This window comes from Mesobacillus sp. QJM3NY_10, assembly GCF_056173465.1.
In genome coordinates, this window is sequence record NZ_CM149675.1 from 2,857,221 (window position 1) to 2,882,244 (window position 25,024).

Sequence of the window (25,024 nt, forward strand, 5' to 3'; positions counted from 1 at the left end):
ACTTAATTTTTTACCGAGAGAATTGCTTCCCAATCGATTGTACCGTTTTTGACTTGTTCACGTTTTTCCTTATCCATGATGTCTGCCGGTCTCCCGCCTTTCGGCCAGTCTCCCTCATGTCCTTCGAATTCTGGTCTGTCATGTGAAAGGATAAATGCAGCCAAGTCGATTGCTTGCTGGTCAGATAAAGTTCCACCTTGCCCTTTTGGCATGTTCTTCTGCACGTATCCCGCCATCTTTGTCATTCTCGACATACCTGCACCGTCGTTGAAAGAGTTTTCTCCCCAAACAGCAGGTCCTGTGTTTGTTCCAGTACCAGATCCATCAGCAGCATGGCAGCTTGCACATGATTGTGCGTAAAGCTTTTCTCCGTCCTCAATGCTAGGAACAGGGTATTGCTTAGGCTCTTTAGGTGCTCTCCAAGGAAGGTCCGACCCAGCCGGTACACCCTCTGACATGTATTGCAAATAAGCAATCATCGCGCGCATTTCTTTACTGTCAGTCGGGAGCATTTTTCCATTCATGCTTCGGATCATACATCCATTGATGCGATCTTCCAGAGTGTAAACCTCTCCTTCGCGCGGCCTGTATTCCGGATAGACAGCAGAAAGTCCGACCATCGGCGCTTCTTCTTTCACTGTACCTCCATTTGCGTGGCAGCTTGCACATGAGAGATTATTGCCGACGTACTCATCGGCTACTGTATTTGTTTCCATGACTAGTTCATGACCATATTTTATACTTTCCCCAAGAGGACCATCAGGCACATCCTCCATGCTTGGCGGGTTGAACTCAATTTCTTTGCTGGCACTCTCAGTTTGCGGCTGAGGCGCAGTTGCTGTTTCAACTGGCCCCAGATCCTGGCTTATTTTCCAGCCGACGAATAATGAACCAACGATTAAAAATCCGATAATAATTGCAAGACTGTTTTTCACAATGTTTTCCTCCTTATGTAGTTTCTGCAAATGCCTCTTCAATTTCTCTATACCCATTGTAGTATAGATAACTCTAGTATTTTTACATTAAATATGTAGAAATAGTGAAAACTATAAAAATAGGAAAAAGGAGCTGGAATGCTCCAGCTCCTACTTTTCTTTTCCAAAATAATAGAGGAACCACACGGCATGGTTCTGCTCATCATAAGCCGCCCGCCTGAAAATTTCTTTTATGACAGTGTCTGCAGCTTCATCCGCTATTTCATGATAAAAATCAGTTGTTTTTTGTTCATCCTTGAAAGATGCTTCAAGTCCTTCAAGATATGTCTCACCGCATTCTTCAACCATCTGCGGGCGTGGCTGCTTTCCTGTTAGAGTTGTATAAATTTGTGAAAACTGCCGGAGATGCTTTTTTTCATCATTCAGTATCTCATTGATTTGGTCCCGCTGTTCCTCATTCGGCGCCATACCTGCAAGCTTAGCGTAGCATTGTGTCGCACTGTATTCGCCATTTATAGCTTTAATTAGATCATTAACAAGCTTTTGGTTCTGTCTGTAATGGTCATAATATGGATACATGTCTATCCTCCCCAAATTCTTTGTATCAGTGTATGGAGAGGAGTGACGGGTGTGCTTGTTTCCGTTTATTCCGGATTAAGCCCCTCATATTCAACAAAAACACCCTTTAAATACTTCTTTTCTTTTACCATTTTGATTCCGGATTCCTTCATATAGCGACCTGTATCTCGATTTAAATGGCAGCCATCACATAGCCGTTTCCACGCGGGAGTCAGGACATCCTGCAGTGCCGCAAGCGATTTCGATTCTGTTCTGACATGCTCAAAGAGAATAATTTTCCCTCCTTGTTTACATACTCTTCTCATTTCCTGAAAAACTTTTTGCGGATCACTAACAGAACAAAGAACAAGCGTGGCGACAACTGTATCAAACTCATCATCATTGAATGGAAGTGTCTCTGCCATGCCCTGATGGAACTCGACTGGCAGTTCAAATTCTTTCGCTCTGCGTTTTGCCTGATCAAGCATATGGGGATTTGGCTCCAATGTTACCAACCGTTCCACCTTAACTTTAGAATAATAAGGAAAATTCGCACCAGTACCTGCGCCAATTTCAAGAACCTTCCCCTGTAGTCCAGAAACTATCTTTTTCCTGATACGAGCTATCCATCTTTTCTCAAGAGGTCCCATTACAGTATCGTATAAAACAGCAAACGATTTACCCAAAATTTGTGCTCCTATCTGTTACGTTTTAAACTATTATAATAAAAAAGACCCTGGAAAAGCTATTGCTTTAGCCAGGACCCTTATTGGTGGCAACAATGTTTACCTGTTACCCATTCTTTTCGATTTTTCAAAATCAATATCAACAATCTTAAGGTTTTAAAATTACCTTAATACAGTCATCTTTACGATCATTGAACATCTCATATCCTTTAGCCGCATCTTCAAGCGGGATTTTATGGGTGATGATGTCAGTTGGATCAAATTCACCGTTTGTAACCATATCGAATAGTTTTGGCATGTAGTGAATAACAGGAGCCTGTCCCATTTTCATCGTAATATTGCGTTCGAAAAATCGGCCAAGCGGGAACATATTGTACCTTAATCCATAAACTCCGGTGATTTGTACGGTTCCGAATTTACGAACAGCGGTATGGGCAATTTCCAAAGCGGAAAGGGTTCCTCCCTGCAGCTTCAGTTTTTGTTCCACTTTTTCCACGACAGACTTCTTTCCATCCATTCCTACACAATCAATTACTACGTCGGCACCGCCGTCCGTCAAGTCCTGAAGGAATTTACCCGGATCATCTTCCTGTGTAAAATCAAAAATCTCTACACTATTTGTCTTTTTAGCATGCATCAGCCTGTAGTCGAGGTGATCGACAGCAATGACTCGCTTTGCCCCTTTCATCCAGGCAAATTTCTGCGTCATCAATCCAATTGGCCCGCTCCCAAGAACAATGACTGTATCTCCCTTTTTTACGCCAGCGTGCTCTACACTCCACCATGCTGTTGGAATGACATCCGACAGGAACAATAACGATTCATCCTCAAGCTCACATGATTCAGGTACTACAAATGATGTGAAATCAGCGTAAGGCACCTTTAAATACTCTGCCTGTCCACCCGGGTGATTGCCATATTGTTCGGTGTACCCAAAATACGCCCCTGTATCTTTGTATTCATTAGTGTTATCACACTGGCTTTCCATCTGATTCTGGCAGTAGAAACATTCACCACATGAAACATTGAAAGGAATGACCACACGGTCCCCTTTTTTTAAATTCTTAACGCCAGGACCCACTTCTTCAACAATACCCATGGGTTCATGTCCGATGATGTAGCCTGGACGGAGAGGCATGTTGCCCTGATAAAGATGGAGATCCGACCCGCAAATAGCTGTTGAGGTAATCTTCACGATCATATCTTGTTCATGTTCTATTTTTGGTGCTTCTACGTTTTTCACTTGTACGTCTTTAGAACCTTGATAAGTAACTGCTTTCATAATTCGCCACCCCATTCCAGTTAAGTACATTTTATGTTTCCCCCCAACTTATCAGAGAAAACACCTATGGAAGTTTTTCCAATAATTAGCTCTGTACATAAACTACCCTTCAATAAAGCAAGTTATAAAATGGAGGTGTTGAAAATGAAAAATAAACAGCCTGGAAGTAAAAACCTTCCTGACTTCAAGGAAATGACAGACCGAGTTATGGCAGAACCTGCAAATGGTCCGCAGCTGGTCATTAAAACAAATCTGGACCCGAGTGATGCAACAGAGGATAACCCTTATTTCAAAAACGACCAAATCACCGATTCTGAACAATTTAAAGAATTTTTCAAGGAGTAGACATGGAAAAAACACAGGCTTATTTACGCGAAATCATTTCCAATTACACAGAGACGTATCCACTTAGCAAGAAGATTAATCAACGCTTAGAACAAGGTGATTACCCTTCTGAGGGTGACTTTGTCAGGGACCTAACGGCTGAAGAAATAGAATTTTTGAATAAAATCCTCCCTGATGCGATTGAATATGCGAAAAATGAATTAGACGAAAAAAGAGCACAACAATTAAATGAAGTTTATGAATTACTCTATTGAACAGTGGAAACTCCTTACCACTTTTACATTAAAAGATATAAAAAACAGCAGAAGAGTAATCTGCTGTTTTTTTTACTGATTGATTTTTATAAACTTTTTTGCTTTCTTCATTAGAAAAGTTAACTATTTACTGAAGCTGCATGCTCTTCGATGGGCTCCTCACCAGTTTTGTCCCTGTGATAAAGCGCATTGATTTCTCCTCCAAGAACAAGAGCAAGTCCAGTCAGGAACAGCCAGAGCATCAAAACGATGACACCGCCAATGCTGCCATATGTGGCCGAATAGTTTCCAAAGTTACTAACATAAAAGGAAAATCCAAGGGAAATCAGCTGCCAAACAACTGTTGCGAAAATCGCTCCTGGTATTACATGCTTGAAAGGATAATGTTTATTTGGAGCTACTCGATATAAGCCTGCCAAAACTGCTGCCATTACGACTAAAGCTACAACCCATCTAACAATGGTGAACACAATTTCAAAAGGCTCCGGGATTTGGATGAAAAATTGGATTGTATCCATGATTACCCTGCCGAATACCGGCAAGAGGAGCGCCACAACAAATGCCAGGATCAGTCCGAGTGTAAGCATAATAGATACGAGCCTTGCCTTGATGAATGATCTTGTTTCCTCTACATCAAACGCAATATTCATTGCTTTTATAAAAGCATTCATCCCACTTGATGCTGACCAAATCGTACCTATGATACCAAAAGTAAGAAGTCCTCCGTTTCGTTCGCTAACCAGTTTGACAACATTATCTCGTAATAATTCAGCCGATTGCGAGGGCAATAATTTATTCACGACATTTATTGCTTGCTGGGGGTCAATATTTAAATAAGGAACAATTGCTATCAATAGGATCAGCAACGGAAACAATGCCAGCATATAATAATACGCCTGTTGAGCAGCCAAGCCCGTTGCCCGGTCTTTTTTCAGCTCGCCCAGCAGGCTCTTTCCGTAGTACTTAATTTTCTCTTTCAATTATGGCTCACCTCTCATTGACGTTTAAGTATGCTTGTCTTTTCCCCGTCATGAGAGGTTTTAATCATGACAAAAAATCCTATTATAATGTAAAGAAAAAAGCGCAAGCGCCTCGTTCAGCCCCGACAAGCGCTGGAGGGGCGACCTGTGAAGTCGTTCTTTGACTTCATTGGGCGGCTCGAAGCGACTCGAGGGGCTAGGCGCTGGAGCTGGATTAAGAAAACCACATACAGTTATCCACACCTAAATAAATTTTATAATTCCTTAGCAACAAAAAAGACCATCGCTGGTCTTTTTCACATTTCTACTTATCGCCCTCTACATATGGATCATGTTCGTAAGCTGGAAGGTCGCCAAAGGAGGTCATAATTCCCTCTTCATCGAGCTCGTTTTCGTACTTCTCATGCTGCTTATTTGGGTAAACGGTTATTTCCTTGCCGGTAATATCGTTACCAATAAAATTCTCAAAATCCTCAACATACCCTACATTCTCTTCTGACTCAATATAAGTGTCATTATAGTGGTTCTGTGGCGTCACAAAATCAGAAGGAGTTTCTGATGTACCCCAGCTAGAAACCTCTTGCCAGGAATCTTCTGCATCAAAGGCAACATTTTCATCCTTGTTATCAAGATCGAATTTTCCAAAAGGCGGCATGAGCACACCTTCTTCTATAGGTCGGTTATGGGAAACAGTGCGGTCAGGTGTATGTTCAATACAAAAGGTCGTTTCTGGTACAGCTTGAAGACGCTCATAGGGAATTTCACGCCCGCAAGCCTCGCATTTTCCATATGTTCCTTTTTCAATGGCCTGTATGGCTTTATCTATACTTTGGATTTGATATTCTACATGATCGTTCAGTGCAATATCCTTCTCCCGTTCATATAACTCAGTTCCTTCATCCCCTGGATGGTTATCATAACTCGAAAGCTCACCAGTTGACTCATGAGCATGTCCACTTCTCAGGTCAAAATGGTCATTCCCGTCAAGGTGGGATTCAAGGTCTTGTTTATTTTTGAGAAGCTCTGCCTTGAATGCCGACAGTTGCCCTTGTGTTAGCATATCAGCTGCTCCTTTCGTAAAAGCGATTTTTATTAGCTTGCTGCAATCTGCTCTATTTAATAAAAGGTAATAAGTGTTATCTTTCCCGCAAGTACCATTATTGCAGTAGAAGTCATAGTATATATGACAACTTATAACGAGGAGTGATGCCTATGCCTTTATTTGTAAATGGATATGTTTCACCACAGGTTTTTAGAAATAACGATAAAATTGCAGAACAGAGCAACCAGGAGAAATTTCGTCTAAACTATTTACAAGAAATCCTGAATGAGCAGCAAAAGTTCAATGATGAGTTAACAGGCAGCGTAACAAAATTCGATCGCAACCTGGAGCATAACAGACAAGAACAATATAGTCAGTTCCATGAAATGGTTTCTTTTCTGGCGAAACAGGAGAATTTTTCAGAAAAAGTCATGGAAAACATCTCAGAACAAAAAGAATCCACAACTGAAATCGATGATAAACTGATCAAGCTCGAAGAAATGCACGAACAATTTACAAAAGCACTTTTGAATCGGGAGTTAACAAGCGAGGCGATTTTGAACCAGCTTGCCCATCAGCAATCAATGATTCAGGACTTGAACCGAAAGCTTCTTGAATATGAAGATGTCACTAAAGCACTGGTTATCCAGGCTAAAAAGCAAGAAGAGCTGCAGGATATGCTGGCAAAACATGCAGACTTGCAGGGAATATTCCATGAAACAATTATGGAACGACTCAGGAAACAAGATGCTGTTGGTGAAACAATCACCGATCAACTTGGCGACATCAAGATATCTTTATCGCAAAAAGCTAACTCAATCCTTGAAAAAATTGAAGAACAGTCCTCCAAATTCTCTCAGTTTTTCTTAAGCCTTATCATGCCCAATATCACTCAAAAGAAAATTATTAAAGGTAAAACGTTTAAGACAAAAACAAAACAGGAAAGATAAGAAAAGCGCATGCGCCTTGTTCAGCCCCGACAAGCGCTGGAGGGCCTGACAGTGAAGTCGTTCTTTGACTTCATTGGCAGGACCGAAATGGAAATGTATAACCGACTGCCCAGAAACACAGAAACTGGAGACTCCGACAAAGAAGCGCTTTTTGCTTCTGCCGGCGGAGTTGAAGTTTCGGAGTTTCTAGGAGGCGACACTAGACAAGCGACTCGAGGGGCTAGGCGCTGGAGCTGGACAATTATCGAAGTGAAATTTATACTTTCTTATCTGTTAAAAAAAGCATTGGCAAATTGCCAATGCTTTTCCGAACTACATCCCATCCAATTTCTGTACTAATTTTTAATCCAAGATTGTAACTTTCACTTGCTTTCTTCCCCACTGAAGAGCAGCGCTTTGAGTAGGGATAAAGACATCAATGCGGTTTCCTTTGATGGCTCCGCCAATATCTTCAGCAGTGGCATAGCCATAGCCTTCAACATATACTTTAGATCCAAGAGGAATAACAGTTGGATCAACAGCAATTACTTTTGCATTTGGGTTTGCTTTCAGGTCCACACCTGTCTTTGTAATCCCTGAGCATCCTGTGCAATTTGCTGTATAAGCTGTCGCTTCAACGGTAATCTGGTTTGTCGCTGCTGCAGGCTTTGTTGCAGCTGGTTGTGCTGTGACCTGAGTTGCAGGTGCTGCTGCGGGCGTTGCAACCGGAGTTGCAGCCGGCTTGGCAGACTTTTTCTCAACCTTCATATCAGCTGGCATGTTTGTATACACAGTCAGACTCATTCCTGGATGAATAAGGTCTGATGATAATTTATTCCAATCTTTAAGATCATTTACTGTAACACCATAAGCCTTAGATATACTCCAAAGTGTATCACCTTTTCTAACTTGTGCATATTTAATAGGAGATACTTCTAGTAAATCGTTTGGATGAATTACATCACTCGATAAGTTATTCCATTTTTTTAGTGAATCTACTGTTACGCCGTATTCCTTAGAAATACCCCAAAGTGTATCACCCTTATGTACGACGATTTCCTCTGCCTGTGCTTGTGTGCCGGCAGCTCCAGAAATTGCCGCTGCTGCAACCAAAGATAATAATGACTTTTTCATTTGTTTGCCTCCCATCGGCTAATTTTTATCACGTGAATTATCGTAACATAGAATTTCGGTACAAAAAGAACAAGCACATTTAAATTGGATTACGAGAATAACAGAATTATAACGAGAACATGTCATTTTTACTGAAAATTCTGTCTACATAATACTTTCGTAGGAATAATTTCTAGTTTATTTGAAAATTATTCTATACTTTTCTTGTGTAACCATATTTTTCTTATATAAAAACCGTTGTCTTTTAAAAAAAAACCTCTTTTCATGACATCAAACTTTGATGCAACCTATATTGATTTTAAAAAGATCGTTTATATGGATATGTAAAAAGCCAAAATCCCACGAAAGGATTTTGGCTTTTTACTTCTTTATGCGATTGTTTCGATTTTAACTGCACATGCTTTAAATTCTGCTGTGCCGGATATAGGGTCATATTCATTAAGAGTAAGGACGTTGGTTGGAACTTCGGACCAGTGAAAACTCATGAAAACGAGTCCTGGAACTACCTGTTCTGTTATCTTCGCCTTTACATCAAGAGTTCCTCGCCGTGAACTTACCCTTACAAGATCGCCGTCATTAATATGAAGGCGCAGTGCATCTTCGGGATGAATATCCAAGGTTTCCTCTGTTTGTTTAATTTTCACCCCTGCTGCATAGTGCCGAGTCTGTGTATGAGTATTGTAGGACTCATACCTTCTTCCAGTCGTCAAGGTAAAAGGATATTGTTCATCAGGCTGTTCCAAAGGTGGTGTGAATTCAACAGGTACGAAACTGGAGCGCTTTTCATTTTCTTTTTCAGCATGGAACCTTTCATGAAGTACTTTCGTGCCAGGATGAGTTTCATCTGGACATGGATAGTGGATTCCATACTCTTTATCAAGACGTGCATATGATATGCCGCCATACATCTCCCAGGCAAGTTCTCTGACTTCATTCCAAATCTCTTCGCTTGAACTATACCCCATTGGATAGCCCATCCTCGTGGAGAGTTCACACAATATCTCCCAATCTTCTTTCACTCCTGGCTGCGCAGTGACCGCTGTGCGTACACGCTGCACTCTCCTGTCTGTATTCGTGTAAGTCCCGTCAACTTCGCCCCATGACTTGGCTGGAAGCACGACATCTGCCATCTCAGCTGTTTCTGTCATAAAGATATCTTGAACTATAAGGAAATCGAGTTTTTCTAATAAGCTTCTCGTATGGTTCATATGAACATCTGCAACTAGCGGATTTTCCCCTATGCAATATAATGCTTTGATTTCACCCGTTTCGATTTTATCGAAGGCCCTCGTCTGGGTGTCACCGACTTTTTTACTGATTTCTATATTCCATTTTTTCTCATAGCGTGCCCGGTATCCGTCGTCCAATAAGCTTACAGCACCGGTAAGCTGATTCGGTAAACAGCCCATATCTCCTGCGCCCTGGACGTTATTTTGTCCTCTTAAAGGCATGATACCGGAACCTCGTTTCCCGATTTGGCCACTCAGCAATGCAAGGTTGGCGATATCGAATACATTGTTCACTCCACAGTGATGTTCTGTAATACCAAGTGTATAAGCGATCATAGCCTTGTCAGCATTTGCATACAAGCGAGCAACCTCTATGATATCTTCTGCAGCCAATCCTGTGATTACAGCTGAATATTCCGGTGTGTATTGTTCAACCTTTGACAACAACATATCAAAATCTTCAGTGTGCCTGCCAATGAAGCCTTCATCATACAGTTTTTCAGTTATGATAACTCTAATAATTGCGTTGATCAGCGCAATATCTGTACCAACGTTAATTTGCAGATGTTTATGAGCTGACTTGACCATATCAATTCTTCGTGGGTCAATCACGATTATCTTGAGACCGCCTTTGGCAGCTTTTTTAATTCTATTTCCAATGATCGGATGGGCTTCCGTTGTATTGGAACCCATTAATAAAAGCACCTCAGCCTCATCAATATCTTCTAATGTATTTGTTGGGAAACCGCTTCCAAAAACAGTCGCCAGACCGGCGACACTAGGTGCGTGTCAGGTTCGATTACAGCCGTCAATATTATTGCTTCCGACAGCAGTCCTCATGAACTTCTGGGTAACATAGTTCGATTCATTGGTCGTACGGGCACATGCGAACATCGAAACTGATTCTGGACCAAAATTATCTCTTAAATCAGACAATCGGTTTGCGATGTAATCATATGCTTCATCCCATGTAGCCTTTACCAGTTCTCCTGCTTTTCTGATCATAGGTGTATTTAATCGTTTCGGAGCATGGACATATTGATAGGCAAAAGCACCTTTTACACATGTCTGTCCTTTATTTACCGGCGCTTCTTTGTCTCCTCTGATTTTAACAATCTTATTATCTTCTACTTCCAATATCAAACCGCAGCCTGTACCACAATAACCACAGACCGTCTTAACCTGGCTAATCGATGACATAGCTTCCCCTCCGGCATTTTAGATAAATTTCTCTTACTTCCATAGTAGTCTAAATTTTCAAAGCGATGTAGGAAATCGAAAAGTTTTTTTGTCATATTTCCAACATTTTTTCGACAAATTTTGATTTTGGCCCTGAGAAAGTATAAAAAATAAGGCAGGATTACCTCCTGCCTTACTCAGACTTTCTATTATGCAGTTTTTGCCGGGAGCATAATTTTGAATGTTGTACCTTTGTTCTGCTCACTTTCGATGTATACCTTACCATTATGGCTTTCAATAATCTTGAAGCTCACCATCAGGCCGAGTCCATTGCCATTTTTTTTGGTGGTATAGAAAGGCTCGCCAATTTTCTTGAGCGTTTCTGGAGGAATTCCTACGCCTGTATCCTTTATGGAGATGACGACATTATCATCCTGTATTTCTGTTCTCACTTTTAAATCTCCACCATCAGGCATTGCTTCAATTCCATTTTTTATAAAATTCAAGAATACTTGCTTCAATCGGTTCTCATCACATTCAATCTGGATGATTTCCTCTGTAGCATCAAAATCCAGTTTGACATTCCTTTTTCTTGCTTCGAATTTCAACATGGACACTACATTTTGGACAATCGGAATGATATTTTGTTCTTCAAGCTCCACAGCCTTTGGTTTTGCAAGTACCATGAACTCTTCAACAATATTATTGACTCTGTCAATTTCATCAAGAATGATTTCAATAAACTCCTGGCGTTGTGGATCTGTTTCGTCAAGCTGCAGGAATTCGGCATATCCTTTCATTGATGTCAGCGGATTTCTGATTTCGTGGGCAACCCCAGCAGCTAGCTGGCCAACAGCAGCAAGCTTATCCTGGCGGTGCAGCATTTCCTCTGACTTTTTCTTCTCTGTGATATCATTACGAATTGCAAGATACTGATATGGCTTTCCTTTTTCATTTAGGAAAGGAACAATCGTGGTATCCACCCAGTAAAAGGAACCATCCTTCGCCCTGTTTCGAATATCCCCTTTCCAAACCTGGCCGGATCCAATGGTTTTCCACAGATTTTTAAAGAATTCCTTCGAATGTAGTCCGGAATTCAATAAGCTGTGATCATTACCAATCAATTCTTCCCTGTTGTATTTAGAGATTTCACAGAATTTATCATTCACATTTTTGATAATCCCCTTCTCGTCAGTAAAAGCCACGATGGATGATTGATCTAGGGCAAAATTAATATCACTGACCTCTTTCAGTGTTTCCTTTAGGCTCGCTTCCGCCTGCTTTCGTTGAGTTATATCAGAACGAATAGAGACATATTGATACGGCCTGCCTTTACTATTCAGGAAAGGGACAATCGTGGTATCAACCCAGTAATAAGAACCATCTTTCTTCTTATTCCGTATTTCACCCTTCCAAACCTCTCCAGAACCAATCGTTTTCCACATATCTTTGAAAAATTCCTTAGTATGAAGTCCAGAATTCAAGATCGAGTGATTTTGACCCAAAAGCTCAGCTTCACTATAGCCAGAAATCTCAATAAATTTTTCATTAACATATGTGATATTACCTTTAGGATCCGTAATCGCAACAATTGCTGATGAATTAAGTGCATCTGTAATATCTTTCAAGTTGGTATCTGAAACTGCAAGCCTTTTGCTGATTAACGCACTTGAACCGATCAATCCAGCAAGGATGAGAACCGAGATAAAAATAATAAGATAACTGATCAACGACTCTGGAATCCCGGTCTGCTGGGCAACACCGTTGTTCATATTGATTGAAGATGATCTAGTTAATAGAAAATGACCTTCTACAATTGCAGCCGTCACGAAAAGTGCACTTAACGGCTTTATCCAACCATGGTCTCCCTGAGTGAAACTTTTCGAAAAGAAAAGCATCCAGAAGGAAAAATAAAAAGACACGAAAACAAGGGCAAGTGCTACCAGTAAAATAGAAGGCTGATAACTAAAATCTAACCTCATAGAGTACATTCCAAGAATATGGACAACAAGGACTGCGAGCATCATGAAGAAGCTTCCTGCAAGCATATTGCTTTTCTTTACCGACTTGCCTGTCATTGAATAGAACGCCATTGCTGTAAATGAAATAACTAAAATAATCGATAATACTGTTATTGGAATTCTGTAAGACACATTGCCATTTAGGTTCATTGCAAGCATTCCAAAGAAATTCATAACCCAGATCCCTATGCCAAGTGAAAATGTCCCACCCAAAAACAGGAATCGTTTATTTCGATCTGATGTTTTGATTAGACTGAATAAATCGAGTGCTGTATATGATGACATGACTGTCAATAAAATGGCTACTAGCAGTAATATTGGATTGAAGGATAATTCCGGATTATCCATTTAGGCATCATTCCCCATTTAAAGTTTCATTTCGATTGTATGTTAAAACTGAAAAGAATAAAAGGGTTTCTTGAATAAAATGTAATAACTTTGTCACTTTTATCTATTGACAATTGAAAGTTATGGTAATTCCCTTTCCTTTTGTAGTTGACTTCTCTGCAAACAGCATAATGAACTTACCAATCCTAGATAACATATACCCTGGCACTTATTAACTATTACCCCAAACAGATCATACGAACAAACACCTATTTTTAAATTTTTTTAAAAAAAGGCTACACAAATTTTCTAATAATGTTTATACTGTACTATAACAGGTTAAGTAAAATATAAATTGTACTATAAAAGGAGGATTTTTATTATGATGAGTCCGGTTGAATTTTTTCGTAATCTACCAAAGAAGGTTTGCCCTGAGTGTGGTGAAGGAATGCACGAACAAGCTGAGTCATATTTAATGGAATGTGACCGTTGCTTATCTAAAAAAGAGGAATAATGCAAGAAGGCACCTTTTAAAAAAAGGTGCCTTCTTATATAACCCCAAGAAAAAACTCACATAGAAAAAGAAGCTCATATGAGAGCTTCTTTTTTAACATCTTAGGAGACCCAACCAGCATCAGCCCAAAACTTTTTGGAACTATTGAGTTGTATGATCCTCTTACTATAGCCGATGTGTGTTTGTTCCGCATTAAAGTGTCTTATCATAGAAAGGTTTCCCTTCTTTATGACGACTCTTTACAAACACATTTTTCGGTATAATCACCGAGAGACTCATTATTCCCTTTAGTAGTCGTTTAACACTTTTCTTCATTTACATCATGTATCCCTACTGACCATTCCATTTGGATGGTTAGCTGCCATCAAGGTTATGTTCTCCTAAGGACTGTTATACCTGAAAATTGTTGACTTCCCTTGAGAATGGTACTTTTCCAAGTATCAATTGGTGAAATTGATACTCTGTTGGTTAAAAGCTTCCTTCCTGCGTACAAGTAAATAGTAGGCTGGACTTCTGCTTTTTCCCTTTTGAATTGAACCACTGAAAAGACAACATTCTTTCTGGTTTAACTTTTATTAGGTTCAAGATTCCTGTGGCTGGTGATACTGATTTTGTGAAGAGAAGGTAACAACACTTTAGGAATAAACCTTTTTTCGTTCACTACGAAACGAACACAATTGGTTGAGCCTCCTAAGATGTTAATCACTTTCTTTCTACACCTTTATTATACCACCACTTACGAATGTAAACCCTTACACTTGTGACAATTTAGTGTCTTTTCCAATATTTATAACACAGGTTAAATTACCCGTATATCCTATATCTCAATACAAAAACTAGTCTTACCAGGGGGTGAGATTATGGATAATAAAAAAGAAGATTTTAAACGGAACAAGGATTTACTTAATTCAACATACACACCAAATCAACGGTATGTGCCAGGAGGATCGGTTGATGAGCATAGGGATTTTGAAGCTGGAAATATTATTCTTACCGGGGATGAGATAAAGCAGCAGAATGAAAATTTATGATTCAAGGGATGTCATCGACAGATAATGCAACCAATGCTTAAAACTTAACGAAGAGAGGTATTAAACTTGGATTTACTCGATCCGAAAAATTTGAAATTTGGTGATGAAGTGTTCGTAATTTATCGGAACCCTCATGTACCTTCTGTTTCAAACATAAAAGCTGGTGAAATTGTTCCGCATCCAAAAGATCCTAATCAGTTCGCCCTATTCCTTAACGAAACCTTACATGTAATTGAAGACGATGATGCTCTGTTTGCTACACAAGATGCAGCCGAAAAAGCTTATTTTGATGCAATGGATCCTTATAACACATAGTAACCCCTTCCCTTTCCAAAAGTTTTAAAAGCATTTTATACGGGTAAAAATAGAAACGCAAGCCAATTTCCAATAGGAGGGATGAAGATGAAAGTTTTATCAGCATCTTCTAAGTTCGTCATTGGCTCTGCACTCGAAGGAGGATTTGTCTATCTAAAGAAAGGCATCCTTACCCCCAACAAAGTGATACGACGTGGAAAGCTTTAAATCGGCAAATCCTCTTTCTAGAAGCACATCCATCCAGGGTGTGCTTGTATTTTTGTAATTTTTAAAAAAATAAAGGGGTTTTATCAATATGAAACGAATTTAGTTAGCAATATAAATGTGTGAGGTGACCAGATTGCTTCAATTAGAGAACGAGCCGGTCTTGAATCCAAATGAAACCCGATTGCAACCTTCCTACAGAATGGACCTTAGAAATTTCTCAGAAAAGGAATACAACAAGTTTGTAAAATTGAATACCGTGAATGATTGGAGCCAGCTAAGCTGGAAAGGTGTAGGAAGACCATACGAGGTAACATCTTTCGCACAGGAAAAGAAGGATTGGGAAGAAGTAAATCAACAAAGTCTTCCAGCGAACATCTCCTGGCAGATGTTCAACAAGTCTTTCCACGAGTGGTTCGTTAAGGATGTTCCTGCTGAAATGGACAATTCGAAACAAAATTTCATGAAAAGTCTTACGAATTTCAAGCTGACAGAAACAAAATCTGCATTGGGTGAATTGATCAGAATACACCTGTGGAACTACGCTCACCGGATCGAGGATGGCATTTGGGATCCAAGGGGCAAACGTGCTTTGTTTGAAGGACTTGATTTAATTAAGCCAAGAATTCTTTTCCTTGGAGCCGCTGAAGGATATGAAGCAATGCAGTTAAGCGCAATGTATCCAGGTGGTGATATAGTCTTTGTAGATTATGATCCTTTCTGCAAGGATACAAGATTTGCGGAATTCCCTGACACTTATCCATTTTTGGGAAGCAACCCCTCAACAGGAGGTAATAAAGTCTACCATAAAAGTGATTTTGAGACTGAATACATTGTTGAAGATATTCGCAAGCTCCCTTTTGGCCGAGAATTCGATATCGTCCTTAGCGTCGGATTACTCGAGCACTTCCCGGATTCTTTAAAAAGCGAAGTCGTGGATTGGCACACAAAGTTCCTAAAAACGGGTGGATATATCATCATGACAACACCCCGGGCTCAGTTAAAGTCCAAGCTGTATTATGAAATCATGGCTGATGTCATGAACCATACATACAGGGAACTAATGACAGTCGAGCAGATGGGACTTTATTTATATGAGAACGGTTTAGACATTTTAAGGCACGGCTTTATTAAAGTCCATAACGGAATCATAGCACGTCCTCGATAAAAACAGGCCCTTCTTTAGAAGGGCCTGCAAATTTTTATAGATCCGATCTCTTTACCGGTTCCTCTTCGTTATTTGTTTGATTACCGGTACTTGAAGTGTACCCTACTCGATAGACAAAATCTTTCTTCTGTTTTAACGCGTTTGGCATTTTGTATTGATCACCATTGGATTGAAATTCACCTTTATGCGACACTTGTACCCCTCATTTCCTGCTTACTGATAGCCTCTGTTATTCACATCTTCGGCTCCCGACGAGCGCTCAATCTTTCCGCCGACCTGCCCTTCTACATAACTGTCACTGGCTTGTTCATGGGTCATTGCAAGCCCATTTGAAAGTTCGTCATTTTTTCGATAATCCGATGTTTCGTACATACGCCCTGCAAGCTCAAGATTTTTATCTTTATTCTCTTTCATGAAATTCCCTCCTTTCGTACTTAAATTATTTTCTGATATAAAGACTAAAACCATACTTCTGTTTTCGATCCTATTGAAAAACAAAAAAACCCTTCAATTAAGAAGAGCTTTTTCTGTGAATAATTGTAAATCGTCATTATCCTTATAGATTTCACTTAAAACCTGTTTCAAAAGACGTTTTTTTGTCATCCTGCAACAACCAGACTGTCAGCAAAACACCAATTAAAGTCAGAGCAGCAAAGAATATGTACACCCCATAAATACTGAATTCCTCAAAAATGATGCCACCGAAAAACGTGAAAAACCAGTTGCCTAATCCGTTGCCAACTGCGGAATAAATTGTTACTGCCGTAGCCGTAATATGCAGTGGTGTGATATCCCGAATATACTGCAAACCTGCAGGAATGAACAATCCAAGTGAAAAACCTTGAATAACAGCTGATGCGTATACAAGAGATAGAGCAGGCTCTGTAAAATAAAAAATCCATCTAATTAATGATACAAGCGCTGCAATAAAAGCGACCTGGAGCAACCCTAATTTACTGATCCAGCTTCCAGCAACCCTCATAAATGGAATTTCGGATAACACAGCGATAAGGAACGCAATACCAATTCCTGTATAAGTGCCGCCTCGGTCCTCCACGAACAGACTGAAGTAGAAGTTATTGGCCAGGTTAGGACCAAAAACCATGAATGTGACCCCTAGGAAAATAAGAAACTTCTTCATCTTCATTAAATCCTTCATTCCTGCGAAAAGACCGCTTGGCCGACCAGAAGATTCTCTAGGCATTTTCATCGAAAATGCTGCGGAAACCAATAATGTCAAGAAAAACGCGTAGAATATCACTTGCGGATTCCACTCGGATATTCGGCCCATAACAAAAACTGCCAGTCCAAAACCGAGGGATCCAAATAATCGTACATTTCCATAATTAACTCCGGCATTGCTTGTATATTTTAAGGAAATACTATCTGATAAAGGAATGATCGCACTTTGAAAAATCGCAAGAATCGTTGCTACAATTATGAACGTAGAGAAGCCTTCGAAGAAAATATAACCCAAAGCGGCAATCCCTGTTATCAACGTTGTTAATGTAAGCAGCACATTATGGGCATTTTTCATGTCGGCAAGCATTCCCCAAAACGGCTGAAAGAAGATCATGATCACTGGACCAATGGACAGGATCATGCCAATCTGATACCCATTTAAATTTTCAACTTCGCTTAAGTAAACACTTAACAAAGGGAATAAACTGCCTATGCCAAAAAACACAAAAAGATAAAAACCTTGCAAATTAAAGATGTTGCGTTTGACGTGCTTGTCCATTTGAATCCTCCGTACTGACGAATTATAGAGTTATATTTTACCACTATTTTAATATAAGAATAGATCATTTCGTTTAATGCATTATAAAAGGATAAATAAAGCGTTTTCAATTTATGCAGGTCATGATAAAATAATGTTGCCAAAAGGTGATCAGACGTCTGCTCACTGATAATCCATTACCATCTTGCCATAAGAGGCGGTGAAAACATGAAAGAAATCATCTTAAGCTTAGTTGCTGGTTTAGTCGTAGGAATCCTATTTAAATTCCTGAAGCTTCCTCTTCCTGCACCTCCTGTACTAGCAGGTGTCCTTGGAATTGTAGGAGTTTATTTAGGTGGTGTTGTCGGGGAATGGATCTTGAATTCCTTTAAAGGGTGACAGGAGGAAGATATGCATAGGCTCTTTTCGTAAGCTTTAAATGACGTAATAAAAGCCTACTCCCACTCGAACAGAGCCCATCATCTTTAAATTTGAGCTGCATTATTAGAAGAATCAATGCGAATATAGCGATAACTAAAAATCCACGGATTCCTCCGTGGATTATTTTTCGTTTAGGAAATTATAAAAATTATTTAGTTGTGGATAAATACATGGAGAATTTTTTAATCTAGCTCCAGCGCCTAGCCCCTCGAGCCGCTTCGGTCCGCCCAATGAAGTCAAAGAACGACTTCACTGGTCGGCCCTCCAGCGCTTGTCGGGGCTGAACAAGGCGCTTGCGCTTTTTGTTCTTGCTTACAGTCGCTTAAGTGCATTTTGTCCATACACTGAATGGGCTGTCGTTTTGTTCTTTTCGCCAACTACCCCTTTGGCATTCAGGTAGACATATAGAGTGCCCACAAAAAAGCCTCCGCCTATTATATTTCCCAATGTTACAGGCACTAGATTGAATATACTTCCAGCAATGCTGACAGTTTCAGGATGGGGAACAAAGAGTGCAATTGAAAAGAGGACCATGTTCGCAACACTATGCTCGAATCCTGACACTACAAAAGCAAAAACCAAAAGCATCATGACTCCTATTTTTGCTCCATCTCCTTTTACATTAAACGGTACCCATACAGCAAGACACACAAGCCAATTGCACAGGATTGCACGAAAGAACAATTGAGAAGCAGGTGTGTTCATCTTCATGCTCACCGTTTCCATCATGTATTGCGATTTTTCTGGCGATATAAAAATGCCCGACATCATAATAAGTAGTCCAAAGAATACTGCTCCCAACAAATTTCCGGAATAACACGCTATCCAATTTTCAATGGTATCCTTCCACGTCGTTGCTTTTTTTAATGAACTGATTGTCATCATCATTGTGTTGCTTGTGAATAATTCTCCTCCCCCGTACAAAATCAGGACAAGAGCCAAGCCGAAAAAGATCGAGCTAACGATAGGTGTCGCTGCTGAATGAGTATCATAGAAATATTCTCCCAGCCGGTATGAGACCATGATGCCAAAGCCGATATAAACACCAGCAAGCGCTGCCCGCAGCAGGTACTTTGCTTTGGACTCCCTGAGATACTTTTTCTTTTTTAAAGCTGTGGCGATCGCTACTTCCATTGGCTGTTCACTCATTTTAAGACTCCTCTATTTGTGAATAAAGTCACATTTTTACTGTTAGATTAATCTTAAACCTGAAATCCGGGTTTGTTAATAGTAAACACGATGAACTGTTTATGTCTATTTTCGAAGCGTTTTCATCCCTTATATATAGCGTTTCTAATAAAACCGGAATTCTAATCATAAAGACATATAGGGGAAATCCTTTAGATGCTACCAATAATGTTGCAATATAAACAATCGTTATTACGAAAAAAAGAGCCCTTTTCAATAAGGCTCTCCTTGCAAAAATTACAATATCAAAAACAAAATAGGATCAAGTATCATCCCTTATAACACGCTCTTCAATATGTTTTTTACTCATCTGGTTCAACAGCTTTCGGTGCTCTTTAGATTCAAAAATAATACTGAAATCATAGTCTTCTGGATAAAGTTCTGACGCAGGCAGATTCAGCTTCAAACGTTTATAATTGACGTCAATTTTACGATCCCTGACCTGGACGAGATAATTACCCTGACTGTCAGGGCCTTTAAAAATCACCCCTAGCTCACCTGAGCTTAGCACATGTACACTATCACCCATTTCAAATCGTTTTACCGGCTGCTTCGCAACTGTAGAAGACTTCTTTCTTTTGTGTTTGTTTGCTATGATTTGCTGCTCTCTTGCTTTCAGCTCCGCAGGATCATTCGCAAATAAGGCAGTGTAATCATTCTCAGATTTGTAGGTTATATTATGGGCCCGTTCAATCAACTTCGGATGGATGCCAAGTTTCAGCGCAATGGCAAAAGCCTGGCTTTCCCCGCCCTTTCCAATCCGCAGACGGTAAGTGGGCTTTAGTGTTTCAATGTTGAATTCCATTGAACCATTCATGAAATCCTCATGATTGTCAGCAAAGTCTTTTATCTCGCTATAATGAGTTGTCGCAAATATAGTTGCCCCTTTATTGTTCAGGTTCTCAAGGATGGCTGTAGCAAGGCCCATCCCTTCTCCTGGGTCAGTTCCAGATCCCAGCTCATCCAGGAGGACAAGCGTCTTGTCATTGGTCTCCTTTAATATCTCAATAATATTAACAATCCTGGAACTGAAGGTGCTAAGGTTCTGCTCAATGCTTTGACCATCTCCTATATCGACAAGTACTTTATGAAAAATCCCTGATACGCTCCCATCTTCAACCGGCAGAAGCAAACCGCTTTGTGCCATCAACGACAGCAGTCCTGCTGTCTTGATGGACACGGTTTTCCCGCCTGTATTTGGCCCGGTAATGACAAGAGCATGATAATCTTTTCCAATTTCAATTGTTAATGGAACTGCCTTTTCACCAAGGAGTGGATGGCGTGCATCATTAAATAAAATGATTGGTTCGGGATGAATGTCCACTCTTTTTCCATCAATAGACCGGCAATATTTTGCTTTTGAAAACAGATAGTCATAATGAACCATTGTCTCCATGGCCATTCGGATTTCCTTCTCTTTCCCCTCAGCCAATCCAGTCAAGGCAAATAGCACCTTTTCCACTTCCGCTTGCTCTTCTAAATAAAGCCACTCCATCTGATCCTGGAACGATCCAATTTCTTCAGGTTCTACAAAAAGAGTTGAGCCTGATGCTGATGTATCTAGGACCGCACCTCTTACTTTTCCACGATATTCCTTTTTTACAGGAACAACATACCTGCCGTTTCTTTGACTGATTACAGCTTCTTGAAGAAATGGTTTTATTTTTGCAGATTTCAGCAACTGGTTAAGTTTCTCTTTTAAACGATCTTCCTGTATTCCAAGCTGTTTCCGCACCTTCAATAGTTCCCTTGTTGCGTAATCATCAATTTGGCCATTGCGGATACATCTTTGTATCTCAGCAGCAAGTTCGGGAAGTTCTTCGATCGCAAAGACGTATGCAGAGACTCTAGGAGCTACATACTCCTTATCCTTCATAAACCGGCGGATCTTATTGCAGGTTTCCAGGAACGAAAGCAGCTGCATCAGTTGTTCTGTCCTAAGCGGTATTCCCTTGTTAAAGCCTTTAAGAACCAATTCCATTCCCTCAAGACCATGTATGGGTACACTAGAACTAATCTTGAGAATTTCAATCGCTTCATAGACTTCCTCCTGCCATGATGTAATTTGTTGCATATTGATGGATGGCTGCATTTCCCTTGCTTTTATTCGCCCTGATTCAGTCAAAGCAAAGCCGGCGATCTCCTCCTTAATTTTGTCGTAACCAAGAACCGTAAACGTTTGTTCGTTCAATTTATATTCCTCCTTAAAATATAAAAAAGCCGCAATGGAACAAGTCCACAGCGGCTTCTTAAAATACCTTGCAGTCATCTCTGCAGGCATTCCTCTCCAAAAGAAAAAGCTGTGTACAAGTACACAGCTTATGCTCATGGATATCGAGCATGCATTACTATGTTCATTGTTCTTAACATTCAATCCAGCGCATAATTAAATAAACCTATAACAGGTTTAAAAAAAACCGGATTGACCGTATTAAATTAACGGTTTAGTTAAGAACGACACCTAACATAAAACATACTCCCTAATATAAAAAAATATCTTCTACAATAGATTACCTCCTCTACACCGATATAGTCAACCACAATTATCCAATTAAAAGAAAAATATAGAAAACCAACACGTGTGAAAAAGAATGTTCACATTTTCTCTATTGACCTCTTGTTTATATTTCATTTTAAATTAGGTTAAACAACGGACGGAAAAGGTGGAGATATTGTGGCCGGCCAGGAAAATCAAAATAATTTAACTTATGAGATGAGCGAATTAATAAAAGCCTCAGAAAAAATCATTAAATTTAAAAAAGGTACTTTTTTATTCCGCGAAGGACAGGAAGCAAAAGAAATGTTTATTATTCTGTCCGGCAAAGTACAGATCTCAAAAATGAATGCGGAAGGCAAAGAATTGTATTTAAGATTATGTAATAAAAACGATATTGTAGGCGAGCTAACCCTCTTTACCGTGGGTCCTCGATATTTATTCAATGCAAGAGTAGTTGAAGATGGCGAGGCAGCAGCGGTTAATATTGAGAACCTTGAACAAACGTTGTTCAACAACAGCCAGCTTGCATACCAATTCCTAAAATGGATGAATGACCATATCCGAAAAACAATCACTAAATTCCGCGATCTTGTCCTTCACGGCAAAAAAGGAGCCTTGTATTCCACCCTTATCAGGCTGAGCAATAGTTACGGCATTCAAAAGGACGATGGCATTCACATCAACGTACCGATCACGAACCAGGATTTAGCGAATTATTGCGGAACTGCCAGAGAAAGCGTCAGCCGCATGCTTGGAGAATTACGCGATGAAGGGATCATCTCCATACACAAAAAAAGGATTATCATTCATAACCTACTCTACCTTAAACAACAAATAGACTGTGAGAATTGTCCAATAGAGTTTTGTAATATAGATTGATTAAAAAAGGAAACCTGCGGAGGTCTCCTTTTTCATATGCTTCCTTATAAAAATACTGGGAGAATTATGGGCAGGAACAACGAAGTTATTATAGCGGCCATACCCATTGCTGCTCCTGAAACTGCGCCCTGCAACTCTCCTTCCCTGGCTGCTTCTGCTGTACCAATTCCGTGAGCAATGGTGCCGATGGCCAAACCTCTCGAAAAAGGGTCGTCAATTTTCATGGTGTTCATAAGAAATGGGCCAATCATCGCCCCGAGCATGCCTGTGATCATGACGAATGCTGCAACCAAAATCGAGTCTGCCCCGATGATCCTAGCAACCTCGGAAGCTACAGGTATTGTGATAGACTTGATCGTCAAAGAAACTAAGATCAAATCTGATAAGTTAAGCAAATACGCTATGAACACAGCTGAGATAATGGTCGAGACTATCCCTGCTATAAGACCGGACAAAGCAGGAACCGCGTAGGCTGAAATGATCTTTCTTTGGCGATACAATGGTACAGCTAAAGCCACAGTAGCCGGCCCCAGAAAATAGGTCATAATCTCACTTGCTGGTTCATATTTCTTATAAGGTATATTCAGCAACAGCAACACAGCAATTACAATCACTGTACTTAAAAATACCGGAGATGTTAGCGGAGATGGATATTCACCTGCAGCCCTCCTGGCTAAAAGGTAAGCAAGCAAGGTTATAATAATGCTAAAGATCGTGAGCAGAGTTTCCAGTTTCCTTTCCCTCCTTACGCTTTACCAGCATATGTGAAGTGCCACCCGCAAACACCATGCCTATTATAGCGCTCAAAACTAAAATAACCGCAAGTTGTATGCCATTTTCTGCAATAAGTCCCCCGAGAGTCATCAAACCAACTGAAATCGGTACAAAAAAGAACGATAGATGCCTGACGAGAAAATCAGCTGCGCCTTCAAACCATTCAAGCCGGACTACCCTCGTCCATAACAGCACGAAAAGTAGAATCATTCCCAAAACATTACCCGGAATACGCAGCTCGAACAGTTCTACAATATAAAAGCCGGCTTTGTTAATCAGGATCAACCCTGTGATTTGCAAAAAGTATTTTATAATTTTATCAGCTTTCAAAGCTTAATTCCCCTTTATATTTCCCTAGACGTTGAAATTGTTTTACAATTCATTATAAATCTCATTCGTTATATTGCAAGAATATTCACTTATCTTTTTTCTTGGAAGCTTTAAGTTAAACATAGTTCACACAATGTCCATATGATTTTCCTCATATTTCTTATATCTTTATAAGGGGGAGGATTGTGTTATGAAAAAAATCTATCTTATCAGCTCACTTATTGTATTAATAGGAATTACATCGGGAATCTCATTTTTTCTAATCCGGGATGCGAATGCACAAATTCCAGAGGACATCACGCTTGTCACCATGGATGAAGGAAATTATACTTTTGGTGAAGAATCAGAGACTATCAAGCTTGTAGAATTCATTTATACTCATTGTCCTGATATCTGCCCAACGACAACACAAAAAATGAACCTACTTCGAAAAGACTTAATCCAAGAAGGTGTTTACGGTAAGAAAGTACAATTCGTTACTATTACAATTGATCCGTACCGGGATACGCCTGAAGTTTTGAGGAAATATATGGACAATTTCGGACTCGAAAACGACGGGAATTGGATCTTCTTGACGGGTGACCCAGCAGACACATTGGAAGAACAAAAGAAAATCAAACAGGTTGCCGATACATTCCAATTCCAGTACCGTGATCCAGGAAATGGCTTTTACGTCCACAGTACATTTACTTACCTGATTGATGAGAATAATAAATTCATAAAAAAATTCCCGATGGGGGAAGATTTTAATAAAGATGAAGTGTTCGAAGAAATAATGGAAGAAATCTAAACAACAAAAAAAGCGGTCGTTTGCACCGCTTTTTTTGTATGCTGTTTACTTTGCTGATTTAGCTTTTCATTATGACTCCTAGGATGAGATTCATGAAGGGTTCTGCATCATGGGGAGAGCCTGTCTATCTCTTAATGTGAATTTACTGTGGTGGGATGTTTCTCTGTTTTTTGCAGGGAGAAAAATTCTGATTTTGGCTTAGTGAAGCTGACTTTTATCCCTGATTCCTTTAGGCGGTTAACAAAATCAACCAGCTGCTTTTTAGCCATTTT

Annotated in this window: 27 protein-coding genes; 10 read left to right on the plus strand and 17 right to left on the minus strand. The window is 39.9% G+C overall.

Translation table 11 applies throughout. The features are described from left to right. Positions 1–2 precede the first annotated feature (2 nt). The 4 genes from AC0VX7_RS14370 to AC0VX7_RS14385 all read right to left on the minus strand — a co-directional run bounded on the left by AC0VX7_RS14370 (position 3) and on the right by AC0VX7_RS14385 (position 3,461). The gene (locus AC0VX7_RS14370) at positions 3–935 is read right to left on the minus strand and encodes a c-type cytochrome (RefSeq protein WP_475424793.1); all 933 of its coding nucleotides are present in this window, start codon (positions 933–935) and stop codon (positions 3–5) included. A 150-nt stretch (positions 936–1,085) separates the two neighbouring features. Continuing rightward, positions 1,086–1,514 carry a ferritin-like domain-containing protein gene (locus tag AC0VX7_RS14375; RefSeq protein ID WP_475424794.1) on the minus strand — a complete coding sequence of 143 codons (429 nt, stop codon included), beginning with the start codon at positions 1,512–1,514 and terminating at the stop codon, positions 1,086–1,088. Between the two features lie 65 nt (positions 1,515–1,579). Beyond that, positions 1,580–2,179 (minus strand): class I SAM-dependent methyltransferase, encoded by a 600-nt coding sequence (locus AC0VX7_RS14380; protein ID WP_475424795.1) that lies wholly within the window; start codon positions 2,177–2,179, stop codon positions 1,580–1,582. A 148-nt stretch (positions 2,180–2,327) separates the two neighbouring features. Continuing rightward, complete coding sequence (locus AC0VX7_RS14385) at positions 2,328–3,461, minus strand: zinc-dependent alcohol dehydrogenase (protein ID WP_475424796.1); 1,134 nt, start codon at positions 3,459–3,461, stop codon at positions 2,328–2,330. A 144-nt stretch (positions 3,462–3,605) separates the two neighbouring features. Here AC0VX7_RS14385 and AC0VX7_RS14390 point away from each other — a divergent pair, with 144 nt between their 5' ends. Further along, complete coding sequence (locus AC0VX7_RS14390; RefSeq protein ID WP_475424797.1) at positions 3,606–3,806, plus strand: hypothetical protein; 201 nt, start codon at positions 3,606–3,608, stop codon at positions 3,804–3,806. Between the two features lie 2 nt (positions 3,807–3,808). After that, positions 3,809–4,060, plus strand: a complete 252-nt coding sequence (locus AC0VX7_RS14395) for a sigma-G-dependent sporulation-specific acid-soluble spore protein CsgA (protein WP_475424798.1) — start codon at positions 3,809–3,811, stop codon at positions 4,058–4,060. A gap of 119 nt (positions 4,061–4,179) precedes the next feature. On the opposite strand, the gene AC0VX7_RS14400 is transcribed toward AC0VX7_RS14395, so the two are convergent. Both AC0VX7_RS14400 and AC0VX7_RS14405 read right to left on the minus strand, forming a co-directional pair. Beyond that, positions 4,180–5,040 carry a YihY/virulence factor BrkB family protein gene (locus tag AC0VX7_RS14400; protein WP_475424799.1) on the minus strand — a complete coding sequence of 287 codons (861 nt, stop codon included), beginning with the start codon at positions 5,038–5,040 and terminating at the stop codon, positions 4,180–4,182. A 304-nt stretch (positions 5,041–5,344) separates the two neighbouring features. Beyond that, positions 5,345–6,100: a TraR/DksA C4-type zinc finger protein gene (locus tag AC0VX7_RS14405; protein ID WP_041965843.1), complete on the minus strand. Its 756-nt coding sequence runs from the start codon at positions 6,098–6,100 to the stop codon at positions 5,345–5,347. Positions 6,101–6,252: 152 nt separating this feature from the next. Between AC0VX7_RS14405 and AC0VX7_RS14410 the strand changes: the two genes are divergently transcribed. Continuing rightward, positions 6,253–7,032, plus strand: a complete 780-nt coding sequence (locus AC0VX7_RS14410; RefSeq protein WP_475424800.1) for a hypothetical protein — start codon at positions 6,253–6,255, stop codon at positions 7,030–7,032. A gap of 342 nt (positions 7,033–7,374) precedes the next feature. Here AC0VX7_RS14410 and AC0VX7_RS14415 read toward each other — a convergent pair whose 3' ends face one another. The 3 genes from AC0VX7_RS14415 to AC0VX7_RS14425 form a co-directional block, all read right to left on the minus strand. Further along, positions 7,375–8,145 (minus strand): 3D domain-containing protein, encoded by a 771-nt coding sequence (locus tag AC0VX7_RS14415; RefSeq protein ID WP_215034021.1) that lies wholly within the window; start codon positions 8,143–8,145, stop codon positions 7,375–7,377. Between the two features lie 368 nt (positions 8,146–8,513). Then, a complete protein-coding gene (gene fdhF, locus AC0VX7_RS14420; RefSeq protein WP_475424801.1) occupies positions 8,514–10,574 on the minus strand; it encodes a formate dehydrogenase subunit alpha in 2,061 nt (686 codons plus the stop codon). A gap of 188 nt (positions 10,575–10,762) precedes the next feature. Next, positions 10,763–12,922, minus strand: a complete 2,160-nt coding sequence (locus AC0VX7_RS14425; RefSeq protein WP_475424802.1) for a PAS domain S-box protein — start codon at positions 12,920–12,922, stop codon at positions 10,763–10,765. Between the two features lie 358 nt (positions 12,923–13,280). Here AC0VX7_RS14425 and yhfH point away from each other — a divergent pair, with 358 nt between their 5' ends. From yhfH to AC0VX7_RS14445, 4 genes are all read left to right on the plus strand, one after another. Then, positions 13,281–13,415 (plus strand): protein YhfH, encoded by a 135-nt coding sequence (gene yhfH, locus AC0VX7_RS14430; protein ID WP_079509337.1) that lies wholly within the window; start codon positions 13,281–13,283, stop codon positions 13,413–13,415. An 860-nt stretch (positions 13,416–14,275) separates the two neighbouring features. Continuing rightward, positions 14,276–14,446 carry a hypothetical protein gene (locus AC0VX7_RS14435; RefSeq protein ID WP_475424803.1) on the plus strand — a complete coding sequence of 57 codons (171 nt, stop codon included), beginning with the start codon at positions 14,276–14,278 and terminating at the stop codon, positions 14,444–14,446. 66 nt (positions 14,447–14,512) lie between these two features. Continuing rightward, positions 14,513–14,761 (plus strand): transcriptional regulator SplA domain-containing protein, encoded by a 249-nt coding sequence (locus AC0VX7_RS14440; RefSeq protein ID WP_041965879.1) that lies wholly within the window; start codon positions 14,513–14,515, stop codon positions 14,759–14,761. Between the two features lie 340 nt (positions 14,762–15,101). Continuing rightward, entirely contained in the window at positions 15,102–16,133 is a 1,032-nt protein-coding gene (locus tag AC0VX7_RS14445) for a class I SAM-dependent methyltransferase (RefSeq protein ID WP_475424804.1), read from the plus strand. A 34-nt stretch (positions 16,134–16,167) separates the two neighbouring features. Here AC0VX7_RS14445 and AC0VX7_RS14450 read toward each other — a convergent pair whose 3' ends face one another. From AC0VX7_RS14450 to AC0VX7_RS14460, 3 genes are all read right to left on the minus strand, one after another. Beyond that, positions 16,168–16,326, minus strand: a complete 159-nt coding sequence (locus AC0VX7_RS14450) for a hypothetical protein (protein WP_475424805.1) — start codon at positions 16,324–16,326, stop codon at positions 16,168–16,170. 20 nt (positions 16,327–16,346) lie between these two features. Then, complete coding sequence (locus tag AC0VX7_RS14455) at positions 16,347–16,547, minus strand: YozQ family protein (RefSeq protein ID WP_475424806.1); 201 nt, start codon at positions 16,545–16,547, stop codon at positions 16,347–16,349. 151 nt (positions 16,548–16,698) lie between these two features. Then, positions 16,699–17,874 carry an MFS transporter gene (locus AC0VX7_RS14460; protein ID WP_475424807.1) on the minus strand — a complete coding sequence of 392 codons (1,176 nt, stop codon included), beginning with the start codon at positions 17,872–17,874 and terminating at the stop codon, positions 16,699–16,701. Positions 17,875–18,081: 207 nt separating this feature from the next. Here AC0VX7_RS14460 and AC0VX7_RS14465 point away from each other — a divergent pair, with 207 nt between their 5' ends. Then, entirely contained in the window at positions 18,082–18,252 is a 171-nt protein-coding gene (locus AC0VX7_RS14465) for a XapX domain-containing protein (RefSeq protein ID WP_192471710.1), read from the plus strand. A gap of 354 nt (positions 18,253–18,606) precedes the next feature. Here the strand turns inward: AC0VX7_RS14465 and AC0VX7_RS14470 are convergent, their stop codons facing one another. Further along, positions 18,607–19,443: a formate/nitrite transporter family protein gene (locus tag AC0VX7_RS14470; RefSeq protein WP_475424808.1), complete on the minus strand. Its 837-nt coding sequence runs from the start codon at positions 19,441–19,443 to the stop codon at positions 18,607–18,609. A gap of 301 nt (positions 19,444–19,744) precedes the next feature. Then, positions 19,745–21,673, minus strand: coding sequence for an endonuclease MutS2 (locus AC0VX7_RS14475; protein ID WP_475424809.1), 1,929 nt, complete (start codon positions 21,671–21,673; stop codon positions 19,745–19,747). A gap of 522 nt (positions 21,674–22,195) precedes the next feature. Between AC0VX7_RS14475 and AC0VX7_RS14480 the strand changes: the two genes are divergently transcribed. Then, positions 22,196–22,858 (plus strand): Crp/Fnr family transcriptional regulator, encoded by a 663-nt coding sequence (locus tag AC0VX7_RS14480; RefSeq protein WP_475428158.1) that lies wholly within the window; start codon positions 22,196–22,198, stop codon positions 22,856–22,858. A 44-nt stretch (positions 22,859–22,902) separates the two neighbouring features. Here AC0VX7_RS14480 and AC0VX7_RS14485 read toward each other — a convergent pair whose 3' ends face one another. Then, positions 22,903–23,550 (minus strand): LrgB family protein, encoded by a 648-nt coding sequence (locus AC0VX7_RS14485; RefSeq protein ID WP_475424810.1) that lies wholly within the window; start codon positions 23,548–23,550, stop codon positions 22,903–22,905. Positions 23,551–23,563: 13 nt separating this feature from the next. After that, a complete protein-coding gene (locus AC0VX7_RS14490) occupies positions 23,564–23,962 on the minus strand; it encodes a CidA/LrgA family protein (protein ID WP_475424811.1) in 399 nt (132 codons plus the stop codon). 190 nt (positions 23,963–24,152) lie between these two features. Between AC0VX7_RS14490 and AC0VX7_RS14495 the strand changes: the two genes are divergently transcribed. Next, positions 24,153–24,752, plus strand: a complete 600-nt coding sequence (locus AC0VX7_RS14495; protein ID WP_475424812.1) for an SCO family protein — start codon at positions 24,153–24,155, stop codon at positions 24,750–24,752. A 131-nt stretch (positions 24,753–24,883) separates the two neighbouring features. Here AC0VX7_RS14495 and AC0VX7_RS14500 read toward each other — a convergent pair whose 3' ends face one another. After that, positions 24,884–25,021: a hypothetical protein gene (locus tag AC0VX7_RS14500; RefSeq protein ID WP_023627787.1), complete on the minus strand. Its 138-nt coding sequence runs from the start codon at positions 25,019–25,021 to the stop codon at positions 24,884–24,886. Positions 25,022–25,024: the final 3 nt, after the last annotated feature.

What these genes read in the sequence shown, in the direction of transcription:
- AC0VX7_RS14375 (WP_475424794.1), bottom strand. Translation starts at nt 1,514, where the DNA reads ATGTATCCATATTATGACCATTACAGACAGAACCAAAAGCTTGTTAAT.
- AC0VX7_RS14395 (WP_475424798.1), top strand. Translation starts at nt 3,809, where the DNA reads ATGGAAAAAACACAGGCTTATTTACGCGAAATCATTTCCAATTACACA.
- AC0VX7_RS14460 (WP_475424807.1), bottom strand. Translation starts at nt 17,874, where the DNA reads ATGGACAAGCACGTCAAACGCAACATCTTTAATTTGCAAGGTTTTTAT.
- AC0VX7_RS14495 (WP_475424812.1), top strand. Translation starts at nt 24,153, where the DNA reads ATGAAAAAAATCTATCTTATCAGCTCACTTATTGTATTAATAGGAATT.
- AC0VX7_RS14390 (WP_475424797.1), top strand. Translation starts at nt 3,606, where the DNA reads ATGAAAAATAAACAGCCTGGAAGTAAAAACCTTCCTGACTTCAAGGAA.
- AC0VX7_RS14470 (WP_475424808.1), bottom strand. Translation starts at nt 19,443, where the DNA reads ATGAGTGAACAGCCAATGGAAGTAGCGATCGCCACAGCTTTAAAAAAG.
- AC0VX7_RS14415 (WP_215034021.1), bottom strand. Translation starts at nt 8,145, where the DNA reads ATGAAAAAGTCATTATTATCTTTGGTTGCAGCAGCGGCAATTTCTGGA.
- AC0VX7_RS14500 (WP_023627787.1), bottom strand. Translation starts at nt 25,021, where the DNA reads ATGGCTAAAAAGCAGCTGGTTGATTTTGTTAACCGCCTAAAGGAATCA.
- AC0VX7_RS14435 (WP_475424803.1), top strand. Translation starts at nt 14,276, where the DNA reads ATGGATAATAAAAAAGAAGATTTTAAACGGAACAAGGATTTACTTAAT.
- AC0VX7_RS14410 (WP_475424800.1), top strand. Translation starts at nt 6,253, where the DNA reads ATGCCTTTATTTGTAAATGGATATGTTTCACCACAGGTTTTTAGAAAT.
- AC0VX7_RS14425 (WP_475424802.1), bottom strand. Translation starts at nt 12,922, where the DNA reads ATGGATAATCCGGAATTATCCTTCAATCCAATATTACTGCTAGTAGCC.
- AC0VX7_RS14405 (WP_041965843.1), bottom strand. Translation starts at nt 6,100, where the DNA reads ATGCTAACACAAGGGCAACTGTCGGCATTCAAGGCAGAGCTTCTCAAA.
- AC0VX7_RS14455 (WP_475424806.1), bottom strand. Translation starts at nt 16,547, where the DNA reads ATGAAAGAGAATAAAGATAAAAATCTTGAGCTTGCAGGGCGTATGTAC.
- AC0VX7_RS14480 (WP_475428158.1), top strand. Translation starts at nt 22,196, where the DNA reads ATGAGCGAATTAATAAAAGCCTCAGAAAAAATCATTAAATTTAAAAAA.
- AC0VX7_RS14465 (WP_192471710.1), top strand. Translation starts at nt 18,082, where the DNA reads ATGAAAGAAATCATCTTAAGCTTAGTTGCTGGTTTAGTCGTAGGAATC.
- AC0VX7_RS14385 (WP_475424796.1), bottom strand. Translation starts at nt 3,461, where the DNA reads ATGAAAGCAGTTACTTATCAAGGTTCTAAAGACGTACAAGTGAAAAAC.